Origin of the sequence: Pseudomonas sp. BT-42-2, assembly GCF_025847435.2 — a bacterium.
Lineage (GTDB): Bacteria > Pseudomonadota > Gammaproteobacteria > Pseudomonadales > Pseudomonadaceae > Aquipseudomonas > Aquipseudomonas urmiensis.
The window spans coordinates 43869-67641 of record NZ_JAOYTM010000014.1; the positions used below are offsets into that span (position 1 = coordinate 43869).

Genomic DNA, 23773 nt, shown 5'->3' on the forward strand with positions numbered 1-23773 from the left:
CTTTCCTGAAGGTATTAGGCCGACGTACGGGGGATGGTGTCGTCTTTGCGCAGGGTGAAGATTTCGTAACCGGTAGCCGTCACCACCAGGGTGTGTTCCCACTGCGCCGAGAGCTTGCGGTCCTTGGTGATGGCGGTCCAGCCGTCGCCCAGTACCTTGGTGTCAGCCTTGCCCTGGTTGATCATCGGCTCGATGGTGAAAGTCATGCCTTCCTTGAGCTCCATGCCGGTACCCGCGCGGCCGTAGTGCAGGATCTGCGGCTCTTCATGGAACACCTTGCCGATGCCGTGGCCGCAGAACTCGCGCACCACCGAGAAACCGTTCTTCTCGGCGTGTTTCTGGATCACTTCGCCGATGTCACCCAGGCGGCAGCCTGGCTTGACCAGCTCGATGGCCTTGTACATGCATTCCTGGGTGACTTGCGACAGGCGCTCGGCCCATACCGGGACCGTGCCGACATGGAACATGCGGCTGGTGTCGCCGTGGTAGCCGTCCTTGATCACGGTGACGTCGATGTTCAGCGTGTCGCCGTTCTTCAAGGGCTTGTCATTGGGAATGCCATGGCAGACCACGTGGTTGATCGAGGTGCAGATCGACTTGGGGTAGCCCTTGTAGTTGAGCGGCGCCGGGATGGCCTGTTGGACGTTGACGATATAGTCATGGCACAGGCGGTCGAGCTCTTCGGTGGTGACACCGGGCTTGACGTGCTCTTCGATCATTTCCAGCACTTCAGCGGCCAGGCGGCCGGCGATGCGCATCTTCTCGATGTCTTCTGCGGTCTTGATGGTAACGGTCATTACAGGCTCTCTACGGCGCCACATGGGGCGCGAACAAACGGGAAAGGCCGGATTCTAGCAGAGCAGGGCGTCGATCTGTCGGGATAAAGACGCTGTTGCTGCGGTCTATTGGAGGCATTTTGGCGCGATTGGCCGCTGGCTGCAAAAGCCGCTGACGGACGAGACAGTATTCGGGTTCCGTTCGTGCGCGGTCTGTGGTATAAAATGCGCCGCTTTCCGGGAGGTCCCGGCAAGCTTAAACCCACACACGTGTCGACACGATGGCCTGGGTGCCCCGAACGCTTCGGCTTCGCGGGTTGGTCATTGGGATACGTGGAGGCCCAACCCGACTTATCAAGGAACTATCATGTCCCAAGTCAACATGCGCGATATGCTGAAGGCCGGTGTGCACTTCGGTCACCAGACCCGTTACTGGAACCCGAAAATGGGTAAATACATTTTCGGCGCGCGTAACAAGATCCACATCATCAACCTGGAAAAAACCCTGCCAATGTTCAACGACGCTCTGTCGTTCGTAGAGCGCCTGGCCCAGGGCAAGAACAAGATCCTGTTCGTCGGCACCAAGCGTTCCGCCGGCAAACTGGTCGCCGAGCAAGCAGCTCGTTGCGGTTCGCCATACGTTGATCACCGCTGGTTGGGCGGCATGCTGACCAACTACAAAACCATCCGCGCTTCGATCAAGCGTCTGCGTGACCTGGAAACCCAGGCCGAAGATGGTACCTTCACCAAGCTGACCAAGAAAGAAGCTCTGATGCGTTCGCGCGATCTGGAGAAGCTGGACCGCAGCCTGGGTGGTATCAAGGATATGGGCGGTCTGCCTGACGCTCTGTTCGTTATCGACGTTGATCACGAGCGCATCGCGATCACCGAAGCTAACAAGCTGGGCATCCCGGTTATCGGCGTTGTCGATACCAACAGCAGCCCGGAAGGTGTTGATTACATCATCCCAGGCAACGACGACGCCATCCGCGCCATCGAGCTGTACATGACTTCGATGGCTGACGCTGTCATCCGCGGCCGCAACAACGTTGCTGGCGGCACCGAAGTCTACGCTGAAGAAGCGGCGGCACCAGCTGCTGAGTAATTGACGCCTGGCGTCTACTTAGCACGCGAAAAGGGGGCTTGGCCCCCTTTTTGCCACCTGAAATCCTCCTGTCAGCATTAGCGCCGCATCATGTTTTTCGCAGGCGAGAAGACAGTGGATTTACAGAATTGAACGCCCGTGACGAGCGGGTGGAATGGTTGAAAAACTTTCCAAGAGGATTTTGAAATGGCAGCAATTACTGCAGCGCTGGTAAAAGAACTGCGCGAGCGTACCGGCGAAGGCATGATGGATTGCAAAAAGGCCTTGGAAAAGGCTGGCGGCGACATCGAGAAAGCCATTGACGATATGCGTGCCTCGGGCGCCATCAAGGCCGCCAAGAAGGCTGGCAACGTTGCCGCTGAAGGCGCTATCGCCATCAAGGCCGACGACAAGGTAGCCGTTCTGCTGGAAGTCAACTCGCAGACCGACTTCCTGGCCCTGCAAGACGACTTCAAGAACTTCGTCGCTGAAAGCGTTGAGCAAGCCTTCGCCGAGAAGCTGACCGACGCAGCTCCGCTGATCGCTTCCCGTGAAGCCGCTCGCGAAGCCCTGGTTGCCAAGTGCGGCGAGAACGTCAACATTCGCCGCCTGGTGCGCGTCGAAGGCGACGTGGTCGGTACCTACCTGCACGGCAACAAGATCGGTGTGGCTGTGGTCCTGAAGGGCGGCGACGTCCAGCTGGCCAAAGAAATCGCCATGCACGTTGCTGCGTCGAACCCAGAGTTCCTGGATTCGTCGGAAATCTCCGCCGAAGCCATCGAGCGCGAGAAGGCTGTCTTCCTGCAGCTGAACGCCGACAAAATCGCTGGCAAGCCTGAGAACATCGTTGAGAACATGATCAACGGTCGTATCACCAAGTTCAAAGCCGAAGCCTCGCTGAAAGAGCAAGCCTTCGTCATGAACCCGGAGATCAAGGTCGGCGAACTGGCCAAGAAAGCCGGTGCTGAAATCGTTTCCTTCACCTACTTCAAAGTCGGCGAAGGCATCGAGAAGCCAGTTGACAACTTCGCTGAAGAAGTTGCCGCTCAGCTGGCTGCTGCCAAGCAGTAAGACAGACTCCGTCTGTCGCCCCAAAGAGGCTGCCCGCTCACGCGCGCAGCCTCTTTGTCAAACCGGTGCCGGGTTTATCCGACCTGGCTCCGCTGGCGCTGAAGCAGCGCCACGCTACAGTTAGCAGGCTGTATCCAGCCCGCGCAGAATTTTCTTAAAGACGCCGCAGGAGAGACTCGCAATGGCTCAGCAGGTGAGTGGTCGCCAACCTCGCTATAAACGCATTTTGCTCAAACTTAGCGGCGAGGCCCTGATGGGCTCGGAAGAGTTCGGGATCGACCCGAAAGTATTGGATCGTATGGCCCTGGAAGTGGGCCAGTTGGTCGGTATCGGTGTCCAGGTAGGCCTGGTCATCGGTGGCGGCAACCTGTTCCGCGGCGCAGCGCTTAGCGCAGCCGGCATGGATCGCGTTACTGGCGACCACATGGGCATGCTTGCCACCGTGATGAACGCCCTGGCCATGCGCGACGCCCTCGAGCGTTCGAACATCCCGGCCCTGGTCATGTCGGCCATTTCCATGGTTGGCGTCACCGATCATTACGATCGTCGCAAAGCTATTCGCCACCTCAACTCCGGGGATGTGGTAATTTTCTCCGCCGGTACCGGCAACCCGTTCTTCACCACCGACTCCGCAGCCTGCCTGCGTGCCATCGAAATCGATGCTGATGTGGTGCTGAAGGCGACCAAGGTCGACGGTGTGTACACTGCCGATCCATTCAAGGATCCGCATGCCGAGAAGTTCGATCACCTCACCTATGATGAGGTCTTGGATCGCAAGCTTGGTGTGATGGACCTGACCGCAATCTGCCTGTGCCGCGACCACAAGATGCCATTGCGGGTATTCAACATGAACAAACCTGGCGCCCTGCTGAACATCGTGGTGGGTGGCGCTGAAGGTACTTTGATCGAGGAAGGCCAAGCATGATCAACGAAATCAAGAAAGATGCTCAGGAACGCATGACCAAGTCGCTGGAGTCGCTCCAGCATGCGTTCAGCCGTATCCGCACCGGTGTCGCCCACCCGAGCATTCTGGAAGGTGTGATGGTGCCTTACTACGGCGCCGACACGCCTATCAAGCAAGTGGCCAACATCACCGTCAAGGATTCGCGCACCCTGCAGGTCGTCGCTTTCGAGCGCAACATGCTCGGCGCGGTCGACAAGGCGATTGGCAGTGCAGGCCTGAACCTGAACCCGACCAACCTTGGCGAACTGCTGCTGATCAACATGCCGCCGCTGACCGAAGAAACCCGCAAGGGCTTCACCAAGCAGGCGCGTGACGCGGCAGAAGACGGTCGTATCGCTGTGCGTAACATCCGTCGTGACGCCCTGAGCCAGCTCAAGGACCTGGTCAAGGAAAAGGAAATCAGCGAAGACGAAGAGCGTCGCGCCGCTGATGACATCCAGAAGCTGACCGACAAGTTCGTGGCCGAGATCGAAGTCGCCGTGAAAGCCAAGGAGAAGGACCTGATGGCCGTCTGAGGCCAGGGTTTTCTTCATGGATAAGACCAAGCAAGCGGCACCGTCCTCGGTGCCGCGCCACGTTGCGATCATCATGGACGGCAACAATCGCTGGGCGAAGAAGCGTCTGCTGCCCGGCGTTGCCGGTCACAAAGCAGGCGTCGATGCCGTGCGTGCGGTGATTGAGGTCTGTGCCGAGGCTGGGGTCGAGGTGCTGACCCTGTTCGCCTTCTCCAGTGAAAACTGGCAGCGTCCGGCGGAAGAAGTCGGCGCGTTGATGGAGCTGTTCTTCACGGCCTTGCGCCGCGAAGCTCGGCGCCTCAACGAGAACAACATCAGCCTGCGCATCATTGGTGATCGCTCGCGCTTCCATCCGGAACTGCAAGCAGCCATGCGCGAGGCCGAGGCTGCGACTGCGGGGAGTAATCGCTTCATTCTCCAGGTCGCCGCCAACTACGGTGGTCAGTGGGACATCGCCCAGGCCGCCCAGCGGTTGGCCCGTGAGGTCCAGGCCGGTCATCTGCGCCCGGACGACATCACCCCTGGCTTGTTGCAGACCTGCCTGTCGACGGGCGATCTGCCGTTGCCTGACTTGTGTATCCGGACCGGTGGCGAGCACCGCATCAGCAATTTCCTGCTGTGGCAGCTGGCCTATGCCGAGCTGTATTTCTCCGACCTGTTCTGGCCGGACTTCAAACACGAGGCCATGCGTACCGCCCTGGCCGATTTCGCTTCGCGCCAGCGCCGCTTTGGTAAGACCAGCGAGCAGGTCGAGGCTGGAGCTCGTGCTTAATGCTTAAACAACGCATCATAACCGCGCTGATCCTGCTGCCGATCGCGCTGGGTGGCTTCTTCCTGCTCAATGGCGGGGATTTCGCCCTCTTCATCGGCTTCGTAGTAACGCTTGGCGCCTGGGAATGGGCACGCTTGGCTGGGCTGATGGCCCAGCCGCTGCGCATTGCCTACGCCGCGGTGGTTGCCGGGGCGCTGATGCTGCTGTACCTGATGCCGGACCTGGCGCCCTGGGTGCTCGGCGCTTCGGTGATCTGGTGGGGGTTGGCCACCTGGCTGGTACTGACGTATCCGCGTAGCAGCGAGCTGTGGAGCAGCGCCGCTTGCCGTCTGTTGATTGGTCTGCTGGTGTTGCTGCCGGCGTGGCAGGGGTTGGTGCTGCTCAAGCATTGGCCGCTGGGGAACGGCCTGATCCTGTCGGTCATGGTGCTGGTCTGGGCCGCCGATATCGGCGCGTATTTCTCCGGTCGAGCCTTTGGCAAGCGCAAGCTGGCCCCGCAGGTCAGTCCAGGCAAGAGCTGGGAGGGCGTCTATGGTGGCCTCACCGTCAGCCTGCTGATTGCGCTGGGTGTCGGCCTGGTGCGCGAGTGGAGCATCGGCCAGTTGCTGCTGGGCTTGCTGGGCGCCGTGGTGGTAGTCATGGCCTCGGTGGTCGGCGACCTCACCGAAAGCATGTTCAAGCGCCGCGAAGGGATCAAGGACAGCAGCAATCTGCTGCCTGGGCATGGCGGCGTGCTCGATCGCATCGACAGCCTGACCGCCGCGATTCCGATGTTCGCCGTGCTGCTCTGGGCTGCTGAATGGGGTGTCATGTGAGCCGAGTGCAACGCATTACGGTGCTGGGTGCCACCGGCTCGATCGGCCTTAGCACGCTGGATGTGATCGCCCGTCATCCTGAGCGTTACCAGGTGTTCGCCCTGAGCGGTTACTCGCAGGTGGATGAGTTGCTGGCCCTGTGCCTGCGTCATCGTCCGGTCTACGCCGTGGTGCCGAGCGCAGAGGCCGCTAGCCGTTTGCGTGCTGGTCTGAGTGCCGCGGGTAGCGTCACCGAAGTACTGGAAGGCGAGGCGGGGCTTTGCCAAGTGGCCGCTGCCAGCGACGTGGATGCGGTGATGGCGGCGATTGTCGGCGCTGCCGGCCTGCGGCCAACCCTGGCGGCAGTCGAGGCGGGCAAGAAGGTCTTGCTGGCCAATAAAGAAGCCCTGGTGATGTCCGGCGCGCTGTTCATGGACGCCGTGCGGCGCAGTGGCGCGGTACTGCTGCCCATCGACAGCGAGCACAACGCCATCTTCCAGTGCCTGCCGGGCAATTATGCCCAGGGCTTGAGTGCTGTGGGGGTGCGCCGCATCCTGCTGACCGCCTCTGGTGGGCCGTTCCGCGAAGCGTCGGCAGCCGAGCTTGAGCATGTCACTCCAGAACAAGCGTGCGCGCACCCCAACTGGTCGATGGGGCGCAAGATTTCCGTCGATTCGGCGAGCATGATGAATAAAGGCCTGGAGCTGATCGAAGCCTGCTGGCTGTTCGATGCGGCGCCGGCGCAGGTGGAAGTGGTGGTGCATCCCCAGAGCGTGATCCACTCGCTGGTGGATTATGTCGATGGCTCGGTGCTGGCCCAGTTGGGTAACCCGGACATGCGCACCCCCATCGCCAACGCCCTGGCCTGGCCGCAAAGGATCGACTCCGGGGTTGCCCCGCTGGATCTGTTCGCGGTAGCTCGCCTGGACTTCCAGGCCCCCGACGAGCAGCGCTTCCCTTGCCTGCGCCTGGCGCGCCAGGCGGCCGAGGCGGGTAATAGCGCCCCGGCGGTACTCAATGCGGCCAATGAAGTGGCGGTCGAGGCATTTCTCCAGCGGCGTATCCGCTTCCCGGAGATCGCGGGTATGATCGAACAGGTGCTCGACCAGGAGCCGGTGGTGTCATTGCCCTCGCTGGATGCGGTGTTTGCTGCCGACCAGCGTGCCCGGGAGCTGTCCCGTGAATGGTTGCGGCGTCACGCTCGCTGATGCGTAGTGGCTCCAGAGTTGTGCTGAACGTCATTCGGAGATGGATATGACTGCGCTCTACATGATTATCGGCACCCTGGTGGCGCTGGGTGTACTTGTCACTTTCCATGAGTTCGGCCACTTCTGGGTGGCCCGCCGTTGTGGGGTCAAGGTGCTGCGTTTCTCGGTCGGCTTCGGCACGCCGCTGCTGCGCTGGCACGACCGCCATGGCACCGAGTTCGTCGTCGCGGCGATTCCGCTGGGTGGCTACGTCAAGATGCTCGACGAGCGCGAGGGCGACGTGCCGCCTGCGCTGGTCGATCAATCGTTCAATCGCAAGCCGGTAGGGCAGCGTATCGCCATCGTTGCTGCCGGGCCTATTGCCAACTTCCTCCTGGCCATCGTGTTCTTCTGGGCCCTGGCCATGCTCGGCACTCAGCAGGTGCGCCCGGTGATTGGTGCCGTTGAGCCCGCGAGCCTGGCCGCTTCTGCTGGCTTGGTCGCAGGTCAAGAAATCGTTTCGGTTGACGGTAAGGCGACCAATGGTTGGTCCGCGGTCAATCTGCAGTTGGTACGGCGTCTTGGCGAAAGCGGTGTGCTGCGTGTTGGCGTTCTCGATGAAGGCGCCACAGCCGAGCGTCAGCACGAGATCAAGCTCGATCAATGGCTCAAAGGCGCGGATGAGCCTGACCCGATCCAGTCGCTGGGCTTGCGCCCCTGGCGTCCAGTAATCAGCCCGGTGCTGGCCGAGATCGATCCGAAGGGGCCGGCTGCGGCTGCCGGGCTCAAGACCGGTGACAAGCTGCTGAGCCTGGATGGCGCTGCCCTGAACGACTGGCAACAAGTGGTCGACAGTGTCCGTGCTCGTCCCGAGGCCAAGGTGCAATTGCGCGTCGAGCGTGACGGCGCGGTGCTGGATATCCCGGTGACCTTGGCCCGTAAAGGCGAAGGTCAAGCCTCCGGTGGCTACCTCGGGGCTGGCGTCAAAGGTGGCGAATGGCCCGCCAAGATGCTCCGCGAAGTCAGCTATGGGCCGCTCGAAGCGGTGGGCGAGGGCCTCTCGCGTACCTGGAACATGAGCATACTGACCCTTGAATCGCTGAAGAAAATGCTGTTCGGGGAGCTCTCGGTAAAAAACTTGAGCGGACCGATAACCATTGCTAAAGTGGCGGGCGCTTCAGCCCAGTCGGGCGTTGGGGATTTCCTGAATTTCCTGGCCTACCTGAGCATAAGCCTGGGGGTTCTTAACCTGCTGCCCATTCCCGTACTGGATGGGGGGCATTTGCTGTTCTACCTGATCGAGTTGGCGCGCGGTCGTCCGCTGTCGGATCGGGTGCAAGGTTGGGGGGTCCAGATCGGTATCAGTTTGGTCATAGGGGTGATGTTGCTCGCCCTGATCAACGATCTGGGTCGACTATAAAAGCTTCGCATTGCGAACCTGCCGCCCTTTCGCGGCAGGTTGTTTATTGCCAGTTGGAATAAAAGGACTTCATGAAACGTCTGCTGCTAACTGCGGTCCTCTCCGCACTGATGATCGCTGAAGTTCACGCCGAGTCCTTCACCATCTCCGATATTCGTGTCAACGGCCTGCAGCGGGTTTCCGCCGGCAGCGTGTTCGGCGCCTTGCCCCTGAACGTGGGCGATCAGGTCGACGACCGTCGCCTGGTGGACTCCACCCGCTCGCTGTTCAAGACCGGCTTCTTCCAGGACATCCAGCTGAGCCGCGACGGCAATGTCCTGATCATCAACGTGGTCGAGCGCCCGTCGGTGTCGAGCATCGAGATCGAAGGCAACAAGGCGATCAGCACCGAAGACCTGATGAAAGGTCTGAAGCAGTCGGGCCTGGCCGAAGGCGAAATCTTCCAGCGCGCCACCCTTGAAGGTGTGCGTAACGAGCTGCAGCGCCAGTACGTGGCCCAGGGCCGCTACTCGGCTGAAGTCGACGCCGAGGTGGTGCCGCAGCCGCGCAACCGCGTTGGCCTGAAGATCAAGATCAACGAAGGCACGGTCGCTGCCATCCAGCACATCAACGTGGTGGGCAACACCGTTTTCGATGATGAAGAACTTGGTCAACTGTTCGAGCTCAAGACCACCAACTGGCTGTCGTTCTTCAAGAACGACGACAAGTATGCCCGCGAAAAACTCTCCGGTGATCTGGAGCGCCTGCGTTCCTACTACCTGGACCGCGGCTACATCAACATGGACATCGCTTCGACCCAGGTATCGATTACCCCGGACAAGAAGCACGTGTACATCACCGTCAACATCAACGAAGGTGAGAAGTACACCGTTCGTGACGTGAAGCTGTCCGGCGACCTCAAGGTGCCGGAAGACCAGGTCAAGTCGCTGCTGCTGGTGCAGCCTGGCCAGGTGTTCTCGCGCAAGGTGATGACCACCACGTCCGACCTGATCACCCGTCGCCTGGGTAACGAAGGCTATACCTTCGCCAACGTCAACGGCGTGCCGCAACCGAACGATGAAGACCACACCGTCGACATCATGTTCGTGGTCGACCCGGGTAAGCGTGCCTACGTCAACCGCATCAACTACCGCGGGAACACCAAGACCGAAGACGAAGTGCTGCGTCGCGAAATGCGCCAGATGGAAGGAGGCTGGGCGTCAACCTACCTGATCGACCAGTCCAAGACCCGTCTGGAGCGCCTGGGCTTCTTCAAGGAAGTCAACGTCGAGACCCCGCCAGTGCCAGGCACCGACGACCAGGTCGACGTCAACTACAGCGTTGAAGAGCAGGCTTCCGGCTCGATCACCGCCAGCGTCGGTTTCGCCCAGAGCGCGGGCCTGATCCTCGGTGGCTCGATCAGCCAGACCAACTTCCTGGGTACCGGTAACAAGGTGTCGATCGGCCTGACCCGAAGCGAATACCAGACCCGCTACAACTTCGGCTTCGTTGACCCCTACTGGACTGCCGATGGCGTCAGCCTGGGTTACAACGCCTTCTACCGCAGCACCGACTACGACGACCTCGACGTCGACGTAGCCAGCTACGCAGTAGACAGCCTGGGCGCTGGTGTCAGCATCGGTTACCCGATCAGCGAAACGTCGCGTCTGACCTACGGCCTGACCGTACAGCAGGACAAACTCAAGACTGGCCGTTACACCGTTGACGAGATCTTCGACTTCGTCGAGAAGGAAGGCGATAACTTCCTCAACTTCAAGGCGTCGGTCGGTTGGTCCGAGTCGACCCTGAACAAAGGCGTGCTGGCAACCCGTGGTCATTCGCAAAGCCTGACCCTGGAAACCACAGTGCCGGGCAGCGACCTGTCGTTCTACAAGCTCGACTACCGCGGCCAGCTGTTCAAGCCAATCAACAACGACTACACCCTGCGTCTGCACACTGAGTTGGGTTACGGCGACGGCTTCGGCGGCACTTCCGGCCTGCCGTTCTACGAGAACTACTACGCGGGTGGTTTCAACTCGGTGCGTGGCTTCAAGGACAGCAGCCTGGGTCCACGTAGTACGCCAAGCCGTGGTGCGGGCGTTACCGGCAACCAAGGCACTGTCGCCGACCCGGATCAGGATCCGCTGCCATTCGGTGGTAACGTGCTGGTTCAAGGTGGTGTCGAGTTGCTGTTCCCGCTGCCGTTCGTCAAGGACCAGCGCTCGCTGCGTACTTCCGTGTTCTGGGATGTGGGTAACGTGTTCGACACCAATTGCGGCTCCAAGCCTGATTGCGAGAAAGTCGGCCTGTCTGGCCTGGCCAGCTCGGTCGGCCTGGGCGTGACCTGGATTACGGCCTTGGGCCCGTTGAGCTTCAGCCTGGCGATGCCGATCAAGAAGCCGGACGAAGCCGATACCCAGGTGTTCCAATTCTCTCTGGGCCAGACCTTCTAAGGTCGGCCCTCGCTTAACGACAACGGTTTATTCAGGAGTGCATCGTGCGTAAGTTGACTCAAATGGCCGTTATGGCCGCGGCGCTGGTCGCCACCCCGGCTTTCGCCGAAATGAAAGTTGCCGTGCTGAACTACCAGATGGCACTGCTCGAGTCGGACGCTGCGAAAAAGTACGCAGTGGATGCGGAGAAGAAGTTCGGCCCACAGCTGACCAAGCTCAAGAGCCTGGAAAGCAGCGCCAAGGGCATCCAGGACCGTCTGATCAAGGGCGGCGATAAGATGCAGCAGCAAGAGCGTGAGCGCCTGGAGCTCGAATTCAAGCAAAAAGCCCGTGACTTCCAGTTCCAGTCCAAGGAACTCAACGAAGCCAAGGCCGTTGCCGACCGTGACATGCTCAAGCAGCTCAAGCCTAAGCTGGACGGCGCTGTGGAAGAAGTGATCAAGAAGGGTGGCTTTGACCTGGTGCTCGAGCGCGGCGCAGTGATCGATGTCAAACCGCAGTACGACATCACTCGCCAAGTCATCGAGCGCATGAACCAAGCCCGTTGATATGACCCTGACCATGACGCTCGGCCAACTGGCCGAGGCGCTCGGCGCCACCCTCAAGGGGCCCGAGTCGCTGCAAATCACCGGCCTGGCCACCTTGCAGGAGGCCGGTCCCGGGCAGTTGAGCTTCCTGGCCAATCCGCAGTACCGCAAGTACCTGGATAACGCCCAGGCTGCGGCGGTACTGCTCAAGGCCGCGGATGCCGAAGGTTACGCAGGCAATGCGCTGATCGTTGCTGATCCTTACCTTGCCTATGCACGCATCTCCCATCTGTTCGATCCCAAGCCCAAGGCTGTGGCGGGTATTCATCCCAGCGCCGTGGTTGCCGAAGATGCCCAGGTGGACGCCAGCGCCAGCATCGGACCGTTCGCGGTGATCGAAAGCGGTGCGCAGATTGCGGCCAACGTAACCGTCGGCGCGCACTGCTTCATCGGTGCTCGCTGCGTGATTGGTGAAGGTGGCTGGTTGGCGCCGCGGGTCACGTTGTATCACGACGTGACCATCGGCCAGCGCGTGACCATTCAGTCCGGCGCCGTGATCGGCGGTGAAGGCTTCGGCTTTGCCAACGAGAAGGGCGTTTGGCGCAAGATCGCCCAGATCGGCGGCGTGACCATTGGCGACGACGTCGAGATCGGGGTGAACACTGCGGTCGACCGCGGCGCGCTGTCGGACACGCGCATTGGTGACGGGGTCAAGCTGGATAACCAGATCCAGATCGCCCACAACGTGCAGATTGGCGACCACACCGCGATGGCGGCCTGTGTCGGCATTTCTGGTAGCACCCGCATCGGCAAGCATTGCACCATCGCCGGCGGCGTTGGCATGGTCGGTCATATCGATGTGTGCGACAACGTATTCGTCTCCGGCATGACCATGGTTACCCGTTCGATCACCGAGCCGGGTGGCTATTCTTCGGGTACGGCCATGCAGACCTTGGGCGATTGGCGCAAAAGCGCGGCGCGCATTCGTCAGCTGGACGAGATGGCCAAGCGTCTCCAGCAACTGGAAAAACGTGTCGATACCGTGACCTCAGGTGGCCAGCCGACATCAGAAGGCTGATACCATTTCCTGAGCAAGAGTGAACCGTCGCTAGCTGGCTCCTCTTTGGATTGCAAAAGGAGCGTGTGGTCAGCACCTGCGCTCCCTATTCTTATTACAGGCTCCCCCCGAAATGATGGACATCAACGAGATTCGCGAATACCTGCCTCACCGTTACCCGTTCCTGTTGGTGGACCGTGTGACGGAGCTGGACTTCGAGGCCCAGAGCATTCGTGCCTACAAGAATGTCAGCATCAATGAGCCGTTCTTCAATGGCCATTTCCCCGCGCATCCAATCATGCCGGGCGTGCTGATCATCGAGGCGATGGCCCAGGCGGCCGGGATTCTCGGATTCAAGATGCTTGACGCCAAGCCTGCCGATGGCACGCTCTACTATTTCGTCGGCTCCGACAAGCTGCGTTTCCGTCAGCCGGTACTGCCGGGCGATCAACTGGTGCTGGAAGCCAAGTTCCTCAGCCGCAAGAGCAAGATCTGGAAGTTCGAGTGCAGCGCCCTGGTCGATGGCAAGCCAGTCTGCTCGGCTGAAATTACCTGCGCGGAACGTTCCCTATGAATTCGATTGATCCGCGGGCGATCATCGATCCTACGGCCAAGCTGGCCGAAGGCGTCGAGGTGGGCCCTTGGTCGATCGTAGGGCCCGATGTCGAAGTCGGGGAGGGCACCGTCATCGGCCCGCACGTTGTGCTCAAAGGGCCGACCCGGATCGGCAAGCACAACCGCATCTACCAGTTTTCCTCGATTGGTGAAGACACCCCTGACCTCAAGTACAAGGGAGAGGCCACGCGCCTGGTGATTGGCGACCACAATGTCATTCGCGAAGGCGTGACCATCCACCGTGGCACCATCCAGGACCGCGCGGAAACCACCCTGGGCGATCACAACCTGATCATGGCTTATGCCCACATCGGCCACGACAGCGTGATCGGCAATCATTGCATCCTGGTCAATAACACTGCACTGGCGGGCCATGTGCACGTTGGCGACTGGGCGATCCTGTCCGGTTACACCCTGGTGCATCAGTACTGCCATATCGGCGCGCATGCGTTTTCTGGCATGGGCACCGCGATCGGCAAAGACGTACCAGCCTTCGTCACCGTGTTCGGCAGCCCTGCCGAAGCGCGCAGCATGAACTTCGAGGGTATGCGCCGTCGTGGCTTCAGCGATGAAGTGATCCATGCGTTGCGACGCGCCTACAAGACTGTCTATCGCCAAGGCCTGACGGTTGAAGACGCGCTCAAAGAGCTCGAAGAGCTCGCCAGCCAACACCCTGAGGTTGCGCTGTTCCGTGAGTCGATCGTGAATTCCGCTCGCGGCATCACTCGCTGACATGGGCCAGCTCTGCGTAGCGTTGGTCGCGGGCGAGGCCAGCGGCGACATTCTTGGCTCGGGCTTGATGCGTGCGCTCAAGGCGCGTCACCCCCAGGTGCGGTTCATCGGTGTCGGCGGTCCGTTGATGGAAGCCGAAGGCATGCAGTCGTACTTTCCCATGGAGCGCCTGGCGGTGATGGGCCTGGTGGAAGTGCTGGGGCGCCTGCGCGAGCTGCTCAAGCGCCGCAAGGCCTTGATCCAGACCCTGATCGCCGAGAAGCCGGATGTGTTCATCGGCATCGATGCGCCGGATTTCACCCTCAATATCGAACTCAAGCTGCGTCAGGCCGGGATCAAGACCGTGCACTACGTTAGCCCTTCGGTGTGGGCGTGGCGGCAGAAGCGGGTGCTGAAGATCCGTGAAGGTTGCGACCTGATGCTGACGCTGCTGCCATTCGAGGCGCGGTTCTACGAAGAGCAGGGCGTACCGGTGCGCTTTGTCGGGCATCCGCTGGCCGATACCATCCCGCTGGACGCTGATCGACAGGCCGCGCGCGCTGAACTGGGTTTGAGCGCGGGGCCTCTGGTCGCGCTGATGCCGGGCAGCCGCGGCGGTGAAGTCGGCCGTTTGGGCGCATTGTTCATGGATGCCGCCGAGCGCCTGCGAGCGTTGGTGCCGGGGGTGCGCTTCGTGCTGCCATGTGCCAATCAGGCGCGTCGCGCCCAGGTTGAACAGATGCTCGAAGGCCGCGACCTACCCTTGACCTTGCTTGACGGTCAGTCGCACCAAGCGCTGGCAGCCTGCGACGCGGTGTTGATCGCTTCGGGCACGGCGACGCTGGAGGCGATGCTGTACAAACGGCCGATGGTCGTCGCCTATCGCCTGGCACCGTTGACCTACTGGATCCTCAAGCGCCTGGTGAAGAGCCCGTACGTGTCGCTGCCCAACCTGCTGGCTCAGCGTCTGTTGGTGCCCGAGCTGCTGCAGGACGCTGCGACCAGCGAGGCCCTGGCGCAGACCCTGGCCCCACTGGTGGCCGATGGCAGCCAGCAAACCGAAAGCTTTGATCAGATTCACCGCACCTTGCGTCGTGACGCCTCGAACCAGGCGGCAGAGGCGGTGCTTGCCTTGCTGGAGCAGCGCTAGATGCAGATGGGGCTGGATTTCAACCTGGTCGAAGAGCTGGTCGCCGGCGTCGATGAAGTCGGTCGCGGTCCGCTGTGCGGCGCGGTGGTCACCGCTGCGGTGATTCTTGACCCCAATCGGCCGATCCTGGGCCTGAACGACTCGAAGAAGCTCACCGAGGCCAAGCGCGAGGCGCTGTTCGACGAAATCTGTGAAAAGGCCCTGGCCTTTTGCATTGCTCGCGCCGAGGTCGAAGAGATCGACCGCCTGAACATTCTCCAGGCGACCATGCTGGCCATGCAGCGCGCGGTCGAGGGCTTGAGCATCACGCCGAAACTGGCGCTGATCGACGGCAATCGTTGCCCCAAGCTGGCCGTGCCAGCGGCGCCGGTGGTGCAGGGCGATGCCCAGGTGCCGGCGATCGCTGCGGCATCGATTTTGGCCAAGGTCACCCGTGATCGGGAGATGAGCGCGTTCGAGCTGATCTATCCCGGTTATGGGATGGGCGGGCACAAGGGGTATCCGACTCCGGTGCATCTGGAAGCACTGGCACGGTTGGGGCCAACGCCGATTCACCGGCGCTCGTTCGCGCCGGTGCGTGCGGCCTGGGAGGCGCGTGAGGGCGTCTCTACCTCGCTGATCTGATCCGCTTATTGGGGCCGCTGCGGGGCCCCAATTGTTTCACCGCGCCACTCAATCTTTGCCTGTTGCGGTACAATCCCGCGCTTGTTGTCTTGCTCTGCTATAGGACCCTCCATGTCGGTTTCCTTCGTTCACCTTCGCGTGCACTCCGAATTCTCCCTGGTCGATGGCCTGGTGCGGATCAAGCCGCTGGCCAAGGCCTTGGCCGGGATGAACATGCCGGCGGTGGCGATTACCGACCAGAGCAACATGTGCTCGCTGGTGAAGTTCTACAAGAACGCCATGGGCGCCGGGATCAAGCCGATCTGCGGCGCCGACCTGTGGCTGGCCGGTGCAGACCCGGAAGCACCGCTGTCGCGCATCTGCTTTTTGGCCATGAACCCCAAGGGCTATCGCAATCTCACCGAGCTGATCTCGCGCGGTTGGGTCGATGGTCAGCGCAATGGCCTGGTGGTCATCCAGCGTGACTGGATCGCGCCGGCCAGCGAGGGGCTGATTGCCCTGTCTGCGGCCCGCGAGGGTGATATCGGCATGGCCTTGCTTGGCGGTCGCACCGATGACGCCGAGGCGTTGCTGCGCGACTGGATGGCGTTGTTCCCTGAGCGCTTCTATGTCGAGGTACAGCGCACCAATCGCGCTGGCGACGAAGAGTACCTGCACGCTGCCGTGGCCCTGGCCGACCGGCTGGGTGCGCCGCTGGTGGCAACCAACGACGTGCGCTTCATCAAGCAAACCGACTTCGATGCCCACGAGACGCGCGTCTGCATCGGCGAGGGCTGGACCCTGGACGACCCACGTCGTCCACGCATGTACAGCGACCAGCAGTACCTGAAAAGCCCGGAAGAAATGGCCGAGCTGTTCAGCGACCTGCCGGATGCCATCGCCAACACCGTCGAAATCGCCAAGCGCTGCAACATCCAGGTACAACTGGGCAAGCACTTCCTGCCTGACTTCCCCACGCCCAACGGCATGGGCATTGATGATTATCTGCGCCATGTTTCCCATGAAGGCCTGGAAGAACGCCTGGCGGTCATCCTGCCCAAGGACACCACTGAAGATTATGAGGCCAAGCGCCAGGTCTACCTCGACCGCTTGAAGTTCGAGCTGGATATCATCATCCAGATGGGCTTCCCCGGTTACTTCCTGATCGTTATGGACTTCATCAAGTGGGCCAAGAACAACGGCGTGCCGGTAGGCCCAGGCCGGGGGTCGGGTGCAGGCTCGCTGGTTGCGTATGTACTGAAGATCACCGACCTCGACCCACTGGCCTACGACCTGCTGTTCGAGCGTTTCCTCAACCCGGAACGGGTATCGATGCCCGACTTCGACGTTGACTTCTGCATGGACGGTCGGGACCGGGTGATCGAGTATGTGGCCGATGCCTACGGGCGTAACGCGGTCAGCCAGATCATCACCTTCGGCACCATGGCGGCCAAGGCGGTGGTGCGCGACGTGGCGCGGGTGCAGGGCAAGTCCTATGGCCTGGCCGACCGTCTGTCGAAGATGATTCCGTTCGAAGTCGGCATGACCCTGGAGAAGGCCTACGAGCAGGAAGAGATCCTGCGTGACTTCCTCAAGGGCGATGAGGATGCGCGCGAGATCTGGGAAATGGCCCTCAAGCTCGAGGGGGTTACCCGCGGTACCGGCAAGCACGCCGGGGGTGTGGTTATCGCACCGACCAAGCTCACTGACTTCTCGCCCATTGCCTGTGACGAGGAAGGCGGCGGCCTGGTAACCCAGTTCGACAAGGATGACGTCGAGGCGGCTGGCCTGGTGAAGTTCGACTTCCTTGGTCTGCGGACCTTGACCATCATCAAGTGGGCGATGGAGACGATCAACCGTGAGCAGGCCAAGAGCGGCCTGCCCGACCTGAATATCGACTTCATCCCACTCGACGACAAGAAAACCTACGAGCTGCTGCAAAAGGCCGAAACCACGGCGGTGTTCCAGCTCGAGTCGCGCGGCATGAAAGAGCTGATCAAAAAGCTCAAGCCCGACTGCCTGGAAGACCTCATCGCACTGGTGGCGCTGTTCCGCCCAGGGCCGCTGCAGTCGGGCATGGTGGATGACTTCATCAACCGTAAGCATGGTCGCGCCGAGCTGGCCTATCCGCATCCGGACTACCAGTACGAAGGCCTGCAACCGGTGCTGGCACCGACCTACGGCATCATCCTGTATCAGGAACAGGTGATGCAGATCGCCCAGGTCATGGCCGGCTATACCCTCGGTGGCGCCGACATGCTGCGGCGTGCGATGGGTAAGAAAAAGCCCGAAGAGATGGCCAAGCAGCGCGGGGGCTTCATCGAAGGTTGTGCCAACAACGGCATCGATGCTGATCTGGCAGGCAACATTTTCGACCTGGTAGAAAAATTCGCCGGCTACGGCTTCAACAAGTCGCACTCGGCAGCGTATGGCCTGGTTTCTTATCAAACCGCCTGGCTCAAGACCCACCATCCGGCACCGTTCATGGCCGCGGTGCTGTCGGCGGATATGCACAACACCGACAAGGTGGTGGTGCTGATCGAGGAAGTGCGCAGCATGAAGCTGCGCCTCGATGCGCCGGATGTGAACATGTCCGAGTTCAAGTTCACGGTCAACGACGATGGCCGCATCATCTATGGCCTGGGCGCGATCAAGGGCGTCGGTGAGGGGCCGGTGGAAGCGATCGTCGAGGCGCGGGCCAAGGGCGGCCCGTTCAAGGACTTGTTCGATTTCTGTGAGCGCATCGACCTCAAGCGCGTCAACAAACGTACCCTCGATGCGTTGATCCGCAGTGGTGCGCTGGACCGTCTCGGCCCGCACTTCCATGACGAGATCAAGGCGTACCAGGCCAACATCGACCGCAACCGTGCCGTGCTGTTGTCGGCACTGGAAGAAGCGGTGAAATCCGCCGAACAGACCGCGCGTACGGCCGACAGTGGTCACGTCGACCTGTTTGGCGGGCTGTTCGTCGAAGAAGATCTCGACGTCTACGCCAACCACCACAAGGTCCGTGAGCTGACCCTCAAGGAGCGCTTGAAGGGCGAGAAAGACACCCTCGGCCTGTACCTCACCGGTCACCCGATCGACGAATACGAAAGCGAGATCCGCCGCTTCGCCCGCCAGCGCATCATCGACCTCAAACCGTCTCGGGAAGTACAGACGGTGGCCGGCATGATCATTGCTCTGCGGGTAATGAAGAACAAGAAGGGCGACAAGATGGGCTTCGTTACCCTCGACGACCGCTCAGGGCGGATCGAGGCCTCGCTGTTCGCCGATGCCTTCATGGCCGCGCAAGCGCTGTTGCAGACCGATGCGATGGTGGTGATCGAGGGCGAGGTCAGTAACGACGACTTCTCCGGCGGCCTGCGCCTGCGGGTCAAGCAAGTGATGACCATGGAAGATGCGCGCACGCGGCTGGCCGAAAGCCTGCGCCTTAAAGTGGCGCACGACGCGCTCAAGGGCGATCGCCTGAGCTGGCTGGGCGAATTGATCACCCGCCATCGCGGGGGGTGCCCGATCACCCTGGAATACACCGGCAGTGATGCCAAAGCTATGTTGCGCTTTGGCGACGAATGGTCAATTGACCCCGCCGATGGCCTGATTCAGGCCCTGCGTGACCAGTTCGGGCGTGAGAACGTCTTCCTGCAATACCGCTAAAGCGACGAATTTTAATCTCGACCTGAACGCGCCTGATCCCTTAAGGTAGGGCGCCAAACGGATCAACCGGCCGGCCGCCTGGCCGTAGACCCAAGACGGATGCCTATGAACCCGAATTTCCTCGATTTCGAACAGCCGATTGCCGACCTGCAAGCCAAGATCGAAGAGCTGCGCCTGGTCGGTAACGACAACTCGCTGAACATCAGCGATGAGATTGCCCGTCTGCAAGACAAGAGCAGCACCCTCACCGAAAGCATTTTCGGCAATCTGACCAGCTGGCAGATCGCCCGCCTGGCACGTCACCCGCGTCGTCCTTATACCCTGGACTACCTGCAGCACATCTTCACCGAGTTCGAAGAACTACACGGTGATCGGCACTTCTCCGATGACGCCGCCATCGTAGGTGGTACTGCGCGTCTGGATGGCAAGCCGGTGATGGTCATCGGTCACCAGAAGGGCCGTGAAGTCCGTGAGAAGGTGCGCCGCAACTTCGGCATGCCGCGTCCGGAAGGCTACCGCAAGGCCTGCCGCCTGATGGAAATGGCCGAACGCTTCAAGATGCCGATCCTGACCTTCATCGATACTCCGGGTGCCTACCCAGGTATCGACGCCGAAGAGCGCAACCAGAGCGAGGCGATTGCCTGGAACCTGCGCGTCATGGCCCGCCTGAAGACCCCGATCATCGCTACCGTGATCGGTGAAGGTGGTTCGGGCGGCGCACTGGCCATTGGCGTGTGCGACCAGCTGAACATGCTGCAGTACTCCACCTACTCGGTGATCTCGCCGGAAGGTTGCGCTTCGATCCTGTGGAAGACCGCCGACAAGGCTGCCGATGCCGCGGAAGCGATGGGTATCACGGCTGAGCGCTTGAAGAGCCTGAACATCGTCGACAAGGTTATCCAGGAGCCGCTGGGCGGCGCCCACCGCGACCCTGCGAAAATGTCCGAAAGCATCCGTGCCGACCTGGTCGAGCAGCTGGATATGCTCGGCAAGCTCGATAACGAAGCCCTGCTCAAGCGCCGTTATGATCGCCTGATGAGCTACGGCCTCTGATCTGCTGGGGGCCGCTTTGCGGCCCTTCGCGGGCAAGCCCGCTCCCACAAGGTTAGCGAGGTGCTCGAGGCAAGCGCTAATTCTGTGGGCCTACAGGTACAGCGCGCTCTCAAGTTCGGCGTTATCCCTGTGGGAGCGGGCTTGCCCGCGAAGGGCCGCAAAGCGGCCCCAGTGCGCTACCAGGCGGGAAACCGATGATCAAGTTAGCTCTGTCTCCATGGCTGAACAGCGCAAACTGGTACGTCGCCTTCTCCGGCGGCCTGGACTCCACTGTCCTCCTGCATGTTCTGGCTGACTACGCCAGCACCCACGCTACACCGCCCTTGCGCGCCCTCCATGTCCACCACGGCCTGCAGCCTGCTGCCGACGGCTGGCCTGCCCATTGCCAATCCATCTGCGACAGCCTGGCTATCGAGCTGCAGGTTATCCACGTCCAGGTCGCACCCGGCGCCAGCCTTGAACAGGCAGCCCGTGATGCGCGCTACAAGGCCTTTATCGATATCCTCGGCCCAGGCGATGTGCTGTTCACCGGGCAGCACCGCGACGACCAGGCTGAAACCCTGCTGTTTCGCTTGTTGCGCGGGGCAGGGCTGCGCGGTCTGGCCGGCATGCCCTCATCCCGGCCGGTAGGGCAGGGTCGGCTGGTCAGGCCGCTGCTGAACCTGCCGCGCAGGCAGTTGCAAGCGTATGCCGAACACGCCCGGCTGGCCTGGATCGAGGATCCCAGTAATGGCGATACCACGTTCGCGCGCAACTACCTGCGCAGGGAAGTATTGCCACTGCTACGTGAGCGTTGGCCGCAGGCGGAGCAGAACCTGGCGCGCAGTGCCGAACACCTGAGCGAAGCGTTAGGCTTGCTCGACGAGCTCGCTCGAGATGACCTTGCCGGCGCAGGGCAAAGTGCATCGGCGCCATGGCAGGGCTTGGATTCACTGGCCCTGGATGCCTTGCAGGCGTTGTCAGCCACTCGTCAGCGCAACGCTATGCAGTACTGGCTCAGTACGCGCACGCGGTTACCTGACGCACGGCACTGGGTAGGCTGGGAGGCCCTGCGCGATGCCGCTGTCGATGCCCAGCCGGTGTGGCGTCTGACCGACGGTGTGCTGCAGCGCAGCCATGGCCGCATCTGGTGGCTGAGCGGCGACTGGCTCAAAACCCCTGAGGGTCCCCAGCCATGGGCTGATCCCAGCAAGCCGCTGCACCTTCCAGGCAATGGCAGCGTGCATCTTAGCGGCCCGTCGTTCCGGCAAAACCTGCACATAGCCTATCGCCAGGGCGGTGAAGTGCTGGAACTGGCCGGGCGAGGCCGGCGCGATCTCAAGCGCCTGCTCAACGAGCAGCAGGTCCCGCATTTCCTGCGTTCGCGCTTGCCTTTGCTGTACCAGGGCGAGCGTTTGCTGGCAGTGGCCAATTTGCCCGCACTGGGGCAGGGCGACTGCCAGTTGCAATGGCAGATGCCGACGAACGCGCAAGGTTTGAGCTGAAGGGTACATTCCGGTAGACTACCCTCCCTTCTTGATACAACTTCTGTGGGTTCATCGAAAACACAGCAGTTGCCGATTACCAAGCAGTTTTTTGCTGGGCTGATTTCTTAAAATGACGAGCGAGCTCCATGCCGGGGAAACCCCTGGTCTGTACAGACGCGGCAGTTTTTCGAGATGCACTGTGATTGACGCAGGTGATCGGGGGCTTCGGCCTTCCTTCGCTTTCTTCGGCGGCGCTGGCCGCTTTAACGCAGACTTCTAGGGTTTTTCATGACGCGCTACATATTCGTCACGGGCGGTGTTGTTTCTTCATTGGGGAAAGGCATTGCCTCGGCTTCCCTGGCGGCCATCCTGGAAGCGCGGGGCCTGAAGGTCACCATGCTCAAGCTGGATCCGTACATCAACGTCGATCCGGGCACCATGAGCCCGTTCCAGCACGGTGAGGTGTTCGTCACCCACGACGGCGCCGAGACCGACCTTGACCTGGGCCACTACGAGCGGTTCATCCGCACCACGATGACCCAGAACAACAACTTCACCACCGGCCGTATCTACGAGCACGTGCTGCGCAAAGAGCGCCGTGGTGATTACCTGGGCGCAACCATCCAGGTCATCCCGCACATCACCGACGAGATCAAGCGTCGCATCATCAAGGGCGCCGGCGATGCCGACGTGGCCCTGGTGGAAATCGGCGGTACCGTGGGTGACATCGAGTCGCAGCCGTTCCTCGAGGCCATCCGCCAGCTGCGCGTCGAAGTGGGCTCCAAGCGCGCCATGCTGATGCACCTGACGCTGGTCCCGTACATCGCCACCGCAGGCGAAACCAAGACCAAGCCGACCCAGCACTCGGTCAAGGAGCTGCGCTCCATCGGCCTGCAGCCTGACGTGCTGATCTGCCGCTCCGACCACCCGGTCGACGCTTCCTCGCGCCGCAAGATCGCGCTGTTCACCAACGTTGAAGAGCGCGCGGTGATCTCCCTGGAAGACGTCGACACCATCTACAAGATCCCAGGCGTACTGCATGCCCAGGGCCTGGACGACTTCGTCGTAGAGCGCTTTGGCCTGCAGTGCAACGGTGCCGACCTGTCCGAGTGGGACAAGGTGGTAGACGCCAAGCTCAACCCAGAGCAGGAAGTCACCATCGCCATGGTCGGCAAGTACATGGAACTGCTCGATGCCTACAAGTCGCTGATCGAAGCGATGAGCCACGCCGGTATCCAGAACCGTACCAAGGTCAACCTGCGCTACATCGACTCCGAAGACATCGAGAACCAAGGCACCAGCCTGCTCGAAGGCGCTGACGCCATCCTGGTTCCGGGTGGTTTCGGTCTGCGCGGTGTCGAAGGCAAGATCAAGGCGGTGCAGTTCGCCCGTGAGAACAAGGTGCCATACCTGGGCATCTGCCTGGGCATGCAGGTCGCCGTGATCGAGTTCGCCCGTAACGTCATGGGCTGGACCGACGCCAACTCCACCGAGTTCGATCGCAACAGCGGTCATCCGGTGGTTGGCCTGATCACCGAGTGGGCCGACAACACCGGTACCGTCGAAACCCGTACCGAGGCCTCCGACCTGGGCGGCACCATGCGTCTGGGTGCACAGGAATGCCAGCTCAGCGGCAACTCGAAAGTCCACGACTGCTACGGCAAGGACGTGATCGTCGAGCGTCACCGCCACCGCTACGAAGTCAACAACAACCTGCTGCCACAGCTGGTCGATGCTGGCCTGGTGATTTCCGGTCGTTCCGGCGACGGCGCGCTGGTCGAAGTGGTCGAGTCCAAGGATCATCCATGGTTCGTCGCTTGCCAGTTCCACCCAGAGTTCACTTCGACCCCGCGTGACGGCCACCCGCTGTTCAGTGGTTTCGTCAAGGCGGCCCTGGCGCAGAAGAACAAGGCCTGATC

20 protein-coding genes are annotated in these 23773 nt (G+C 61.3%); 19 read left to right on the plus strand and 1 reads right to left on the minus strand.

Features of this window, described 5'->3' with window-relative positions:
• Positions 1–14: 14 nt before the first annotated feature.
• Entirely contained in the window at positions 15–797 is a 783-nt protein-coding gene (map, locus tag OIU19_RS17525; RefSeq protein WP_186555438.1) for a type I methionyl aminopeptidase, read from the minus strand.
• Between the two features lie 346 nt (positions 798–1143).
• On the opposite strand from map, the gene rpsB reads away from it, so the two are divergent.
• From rpsB to OIU19_RS17620, 19 genes are all read left to right on the plus strand, one after another.
• On the plus strand, positions 1144–1881 hold the full coding sequence (gene rpsB, locus OIU19_RS17530; RefSeq protein WP_186555437.1) for a 30S ribosomal protein S2: 738 nt from the start codon (positions 1144–1146) through the stop codon (positions 1879–1881).
• A gap of 186 nt (positions 1882–2067) precedes the next feature.
• A complete protein-coding gene (gene tsf / locus OIU19_RS17535; protein WP_264236097.1) occupies positions 2068–2931 on the plus strand; it encodes a translation elongation factor Ts in 864 nt (287 codons plus the stop codon).
• Positions 2932–3112: 181 nt separating this feature from the next.
• Positions 3113–3856, plus strand: coding sequence for a UMP kinase (gene pyrH, locus OIU19_RS17540; RefSeq protein WP_084854362.1), 744 nt, complete (start codon positions 3113–3115; stop codon positions 3854–3856).
• Positions 3853–4410 (plus strand): ribosome recycling factor, encoded by a 558-nt coding sequence (gene frr / locus OIU19_RS17545; RefSeq protein WP_264236098.1) that lies wholly within the window; start codon positions 3853–3855, stop codon positions 4408–4410. Before pyrH ends, frr begins: the two co-directional genes overlap by 4 nt.
• A gap of 16 nt (positions 4411–4426) precedes the next feature.
• The gene (gene uppS, locus OIU19_RS17550; RefSeq protein WP_186555434.1) at positions 4427–5182 is read left to right on the plus strand and encodes a polyprenyl diphosphate synthase; all 756 of its coding nucleotides are present in this window, start codon (positions 4427–4429) and stop codon (positions 5180–5182) included.
• Positions 5182–5997, plus strand: coding sequence for a phosphatidate cytidylyltransferase (locus tag OIU19_RS17555; RefSeq protein WP_186555433.1), 816 nt, complete (start codon positions 5182–5184; stop codon positions 5995–5997). Before uppS ends, OIU19_RS17555 begins: the two co-directional genes overlap by 1 nt.
• Positions 5994–7184, plus strand: a complete 1191-nt coding sequence (ispC, locus tag OIU19_RS17560; RefSeq protein ID WP_264236099.1) for a 1-deoxy-D-xylulose-5-phosphate reductoisomerase — start codon at positions 5994–5996, stop codon at positions 7182–7184. Before OIU19_RS17555 ends, ispC begins: the two co-directional genes overlap by 4 nt.
• 46 nt (positions 7185–7230) lie before the next feature.
• Entirely contained in the window at positions 7231–8583 is a 1353-nt protein-coding gene (gene rseP, locus OIU19_RS17565) for an RIP metalloprotease RseP (RefSeq protein WP_264236100.1), read from the plus strand.
• Between the two features lie 71 nt (positions 8584–8654).
• Complete coding sequence (gene bamA, locus OIU19_RS17570; protein WP_264236101.1) at positions 8655–11015, plus strand: outer membrane protein assembly factor BamA; 2361 nt, start codon at positions 8655–8657, stop codon at positions 11013–11015.
• 44 nt (positions 11016–11059) lie between these two features.
• Positions 11060–11563, plus strand: a complete 504-nt coding sequence (locus tag OIU19_RS17575) for an OmpH family outer membrane protein (protein ID WP_186555429.1) — start codon at positions 11060–11062, stop codon at positions 11561–11563.
• A gap of 1 nt (position 11564) precedes the next feature.
• Entirely contained in the window at positions 11565–12620 is a 1056-nt protein-coding gene (lpxD, locus tag OIU19_RS17580) for a UDP-3-O-(3-hydroxymyristoyl)glucosamine N-acyltransferase (protein WP_186555428.1), read from the plus strand.
• Between the two features lie 112 nt (positions 12621–12732).
• Positions 12733–13173, plus strand: a complete 441-nt coding sequence (gene fabZ, locus OIU19_RS17585; RefSeq protein ID WP_264236102.1) for a 3-hydroxyacyl-ACP dehydratase FabZ — start codon at positions 12733–12735, stop codon at positions 13171–13173.
• Positions 13170–13946, plus strand: coding sequence for an acyl-ACP--UDP-N-acetylglucosamine O-acyltransferase (lpxA, locus tag OIU19_RS17590; protein WP_264236103.1), 777 nt, complete (start codon positions 13170–13172; stop codon positions 13944–13946). Before fabZ ends, lpxA begins: the two co-directional genes overlap by 4 nt.
• Position 13947: 1 nt before the next feature.
• The gene (gene lpxB / locus OIU19_RS17595) at positions 13948–15075 is read left to right on the plus strand and encodes a lipid-A-disaccharide synthase (RefSeq protein WP_264236104.1); all 1128 of its coding nucleotides are present in this window, start codon (positions 13948–13950) and stop codon (positions 15073–15075) included.
• Entirely contained in the window at positions 15076–15699 is a 624-nt protein-coding gene (gene rnhB / locus OIU19_RS17600) for a ribonuclease HII (RefSeq protein ID WP_264236105.1), read from the plus strand.
• 111 nt (positions 15700–15810) lie between these two features.
• Complete coding sequence (dnaE, locus tag OIU19_RS17605) at positions 15811–19335, plus strand: DNA polymerase III subunit alpha (RefSeq protein WP_264236106.1); 3525 nt, start codon at positions 15811–15813, stop codon at positions 19333–19335.
• Between the two features lie 105 nt (positions 19336–19440).
• A complete protein-coding gene (locus tag OIU19_RS17610) occupies positions 19441–20388 on the plus strand; it encodes an acetyl-CoA carboxylase carboxyl transferase subunit alpha (RefSeq protein ID WP_186555423.1) in 948 nt (315 codons plus the stop codon).
• A gap of 194 nt (positions 20389–20582) precedes the next feature.
• Positions 20583–21872 (plus strand): tRNA lysidine(34) synthetase TilS, encoded by a 1290-nt coding sequence (gene tilS, locus OIU19_RS17615; protein WP_264236107.1) that lies wholly within the window; start codon positions 20583–20585, stop codon positions 21870–21872.
• 270 nt (positions 21873–22142) lie between these two features.
• Complete coding sequence (locus OIU19_RS17620; protein WP_186555421.1) at positions 22143–23771, plus strand: CTP synthase; 1629 nt, start codon at positions 22143–22145, stop codon at positions 23769–23771.
• Positions 23772–23773 lie beyond the last annotated feature (2 nt).

Coding starts and splice junctions, on each gene's coding strand:
- uppS (WP_186555434.1), top strand. CDS start 4,427: ATGGATAAGACCAAGCAAGCGGCACCGTCCTCGGTGCCGCGCCACGTT.
- OIU19_RS17620 (WP_186555421.1), top strand. CDS start 22,143: ATGACGCGCTACATATTCGTCACGGGCGGTGTTGTTTCTTCATTGGGG.
- lpxB (WP_264236104.1), top strand. CDS start 13,948: ATGGGCCAGCTCTGCGTAGCGTTGGTCGCGGGCGAGGCCAGCGGCGAC.
- pyrH (WP_084854362.1), top strand. CDS start 3,113: ATGGCTCAGCAGGTGAGTGGTCGCCAACCTCGCTATAAACGCATTTTG.
- tsf (WP_264236097.1), top strand. CDS start 2,068: ATGGCAGCAATTACTGCAGCGCTGGTAAAAGAACTGCGCGAGCGTACC.
- rseP (WP_264236100.1), top strand. CDS start 7,231: ATGACTGCGCTCTACATGATTATCGGCACCCTGGTGGCGCTGGGTGTA.
- OIU19_RS17555 (WP_186555433.1), top strand. CDS start 5,182: ATGCTTAAACAACGCATCATAACCGCGCTGATCCTGCTGCCGATCGCG.
- dnaE (WP_264236106.1), top strand. CDS start 15,811: ATGTCGGTTTCCTTCGTTCACCTTCGCGTGCACTCCGAATTCTCCCTG.
- OIU19_RS17610 (WP_186555423.1), top strand. CDS start 19,441: ATGAACCCGAATTTCCTCGATTTCGAACAGCCGATTGCCGACCTGCAA.
- frr (WP_264236098.1), top strand. CDS start 3,853: ATGATCAACGAAATCAAGAAAGATGCTCAGGAACGCATGACCAAGTCG.
- rnhB (WP_264236105.1), top strand. CDS start 15,076: ATGCAGATGGGGCTGGATTTCAACCTGGTCGAAGAGCTGGTCGCCGGC.
- map (WP_186555438.1), bottom strand. CDS start 797: ATGACCGTTACCATCAAGACCGCAGAAGACATCGAGAAGATGCGCATC.
- bamA (WP_264236101.1), top strand. CDS start 8,655: ATGAAACGTCTGCTGCTAACTGCGGTCCTCTCCGCACTGATGATCGCT.
- tilS (WP_264236107.1), top strand. CDS start 20,583: ATGATCAAGTTAGCTCTGTCTCCATGGCTGAACAGCGCAAACTGGTAC.
- rpsB (WP_186555437.1), top strand. CDS start 1,144: ATGTCCCAAGTCAACATGCGCGATATGCTGAAGGCCGGTGTGCACTTC.
- lpxA (WP_264236103.1), top strand. CDS start 13,170: ATGAATTCGATTGATCCGCGGGCGATCATCGATCCTACGGCCAAGCTG.
- lpxD (WP_186555428.1), top strand. CDS start 11,565: ATGACCCTGACCATGACGCTCGGCCAACTGGCCGAGGCGCTCGGCGCC.
- fabZ (WP_264236102.1), top strand. CDS start 12,733: ATGATGGACATCAACGAGATTCGCGAATACCTGCCTCACCGTTACCCG.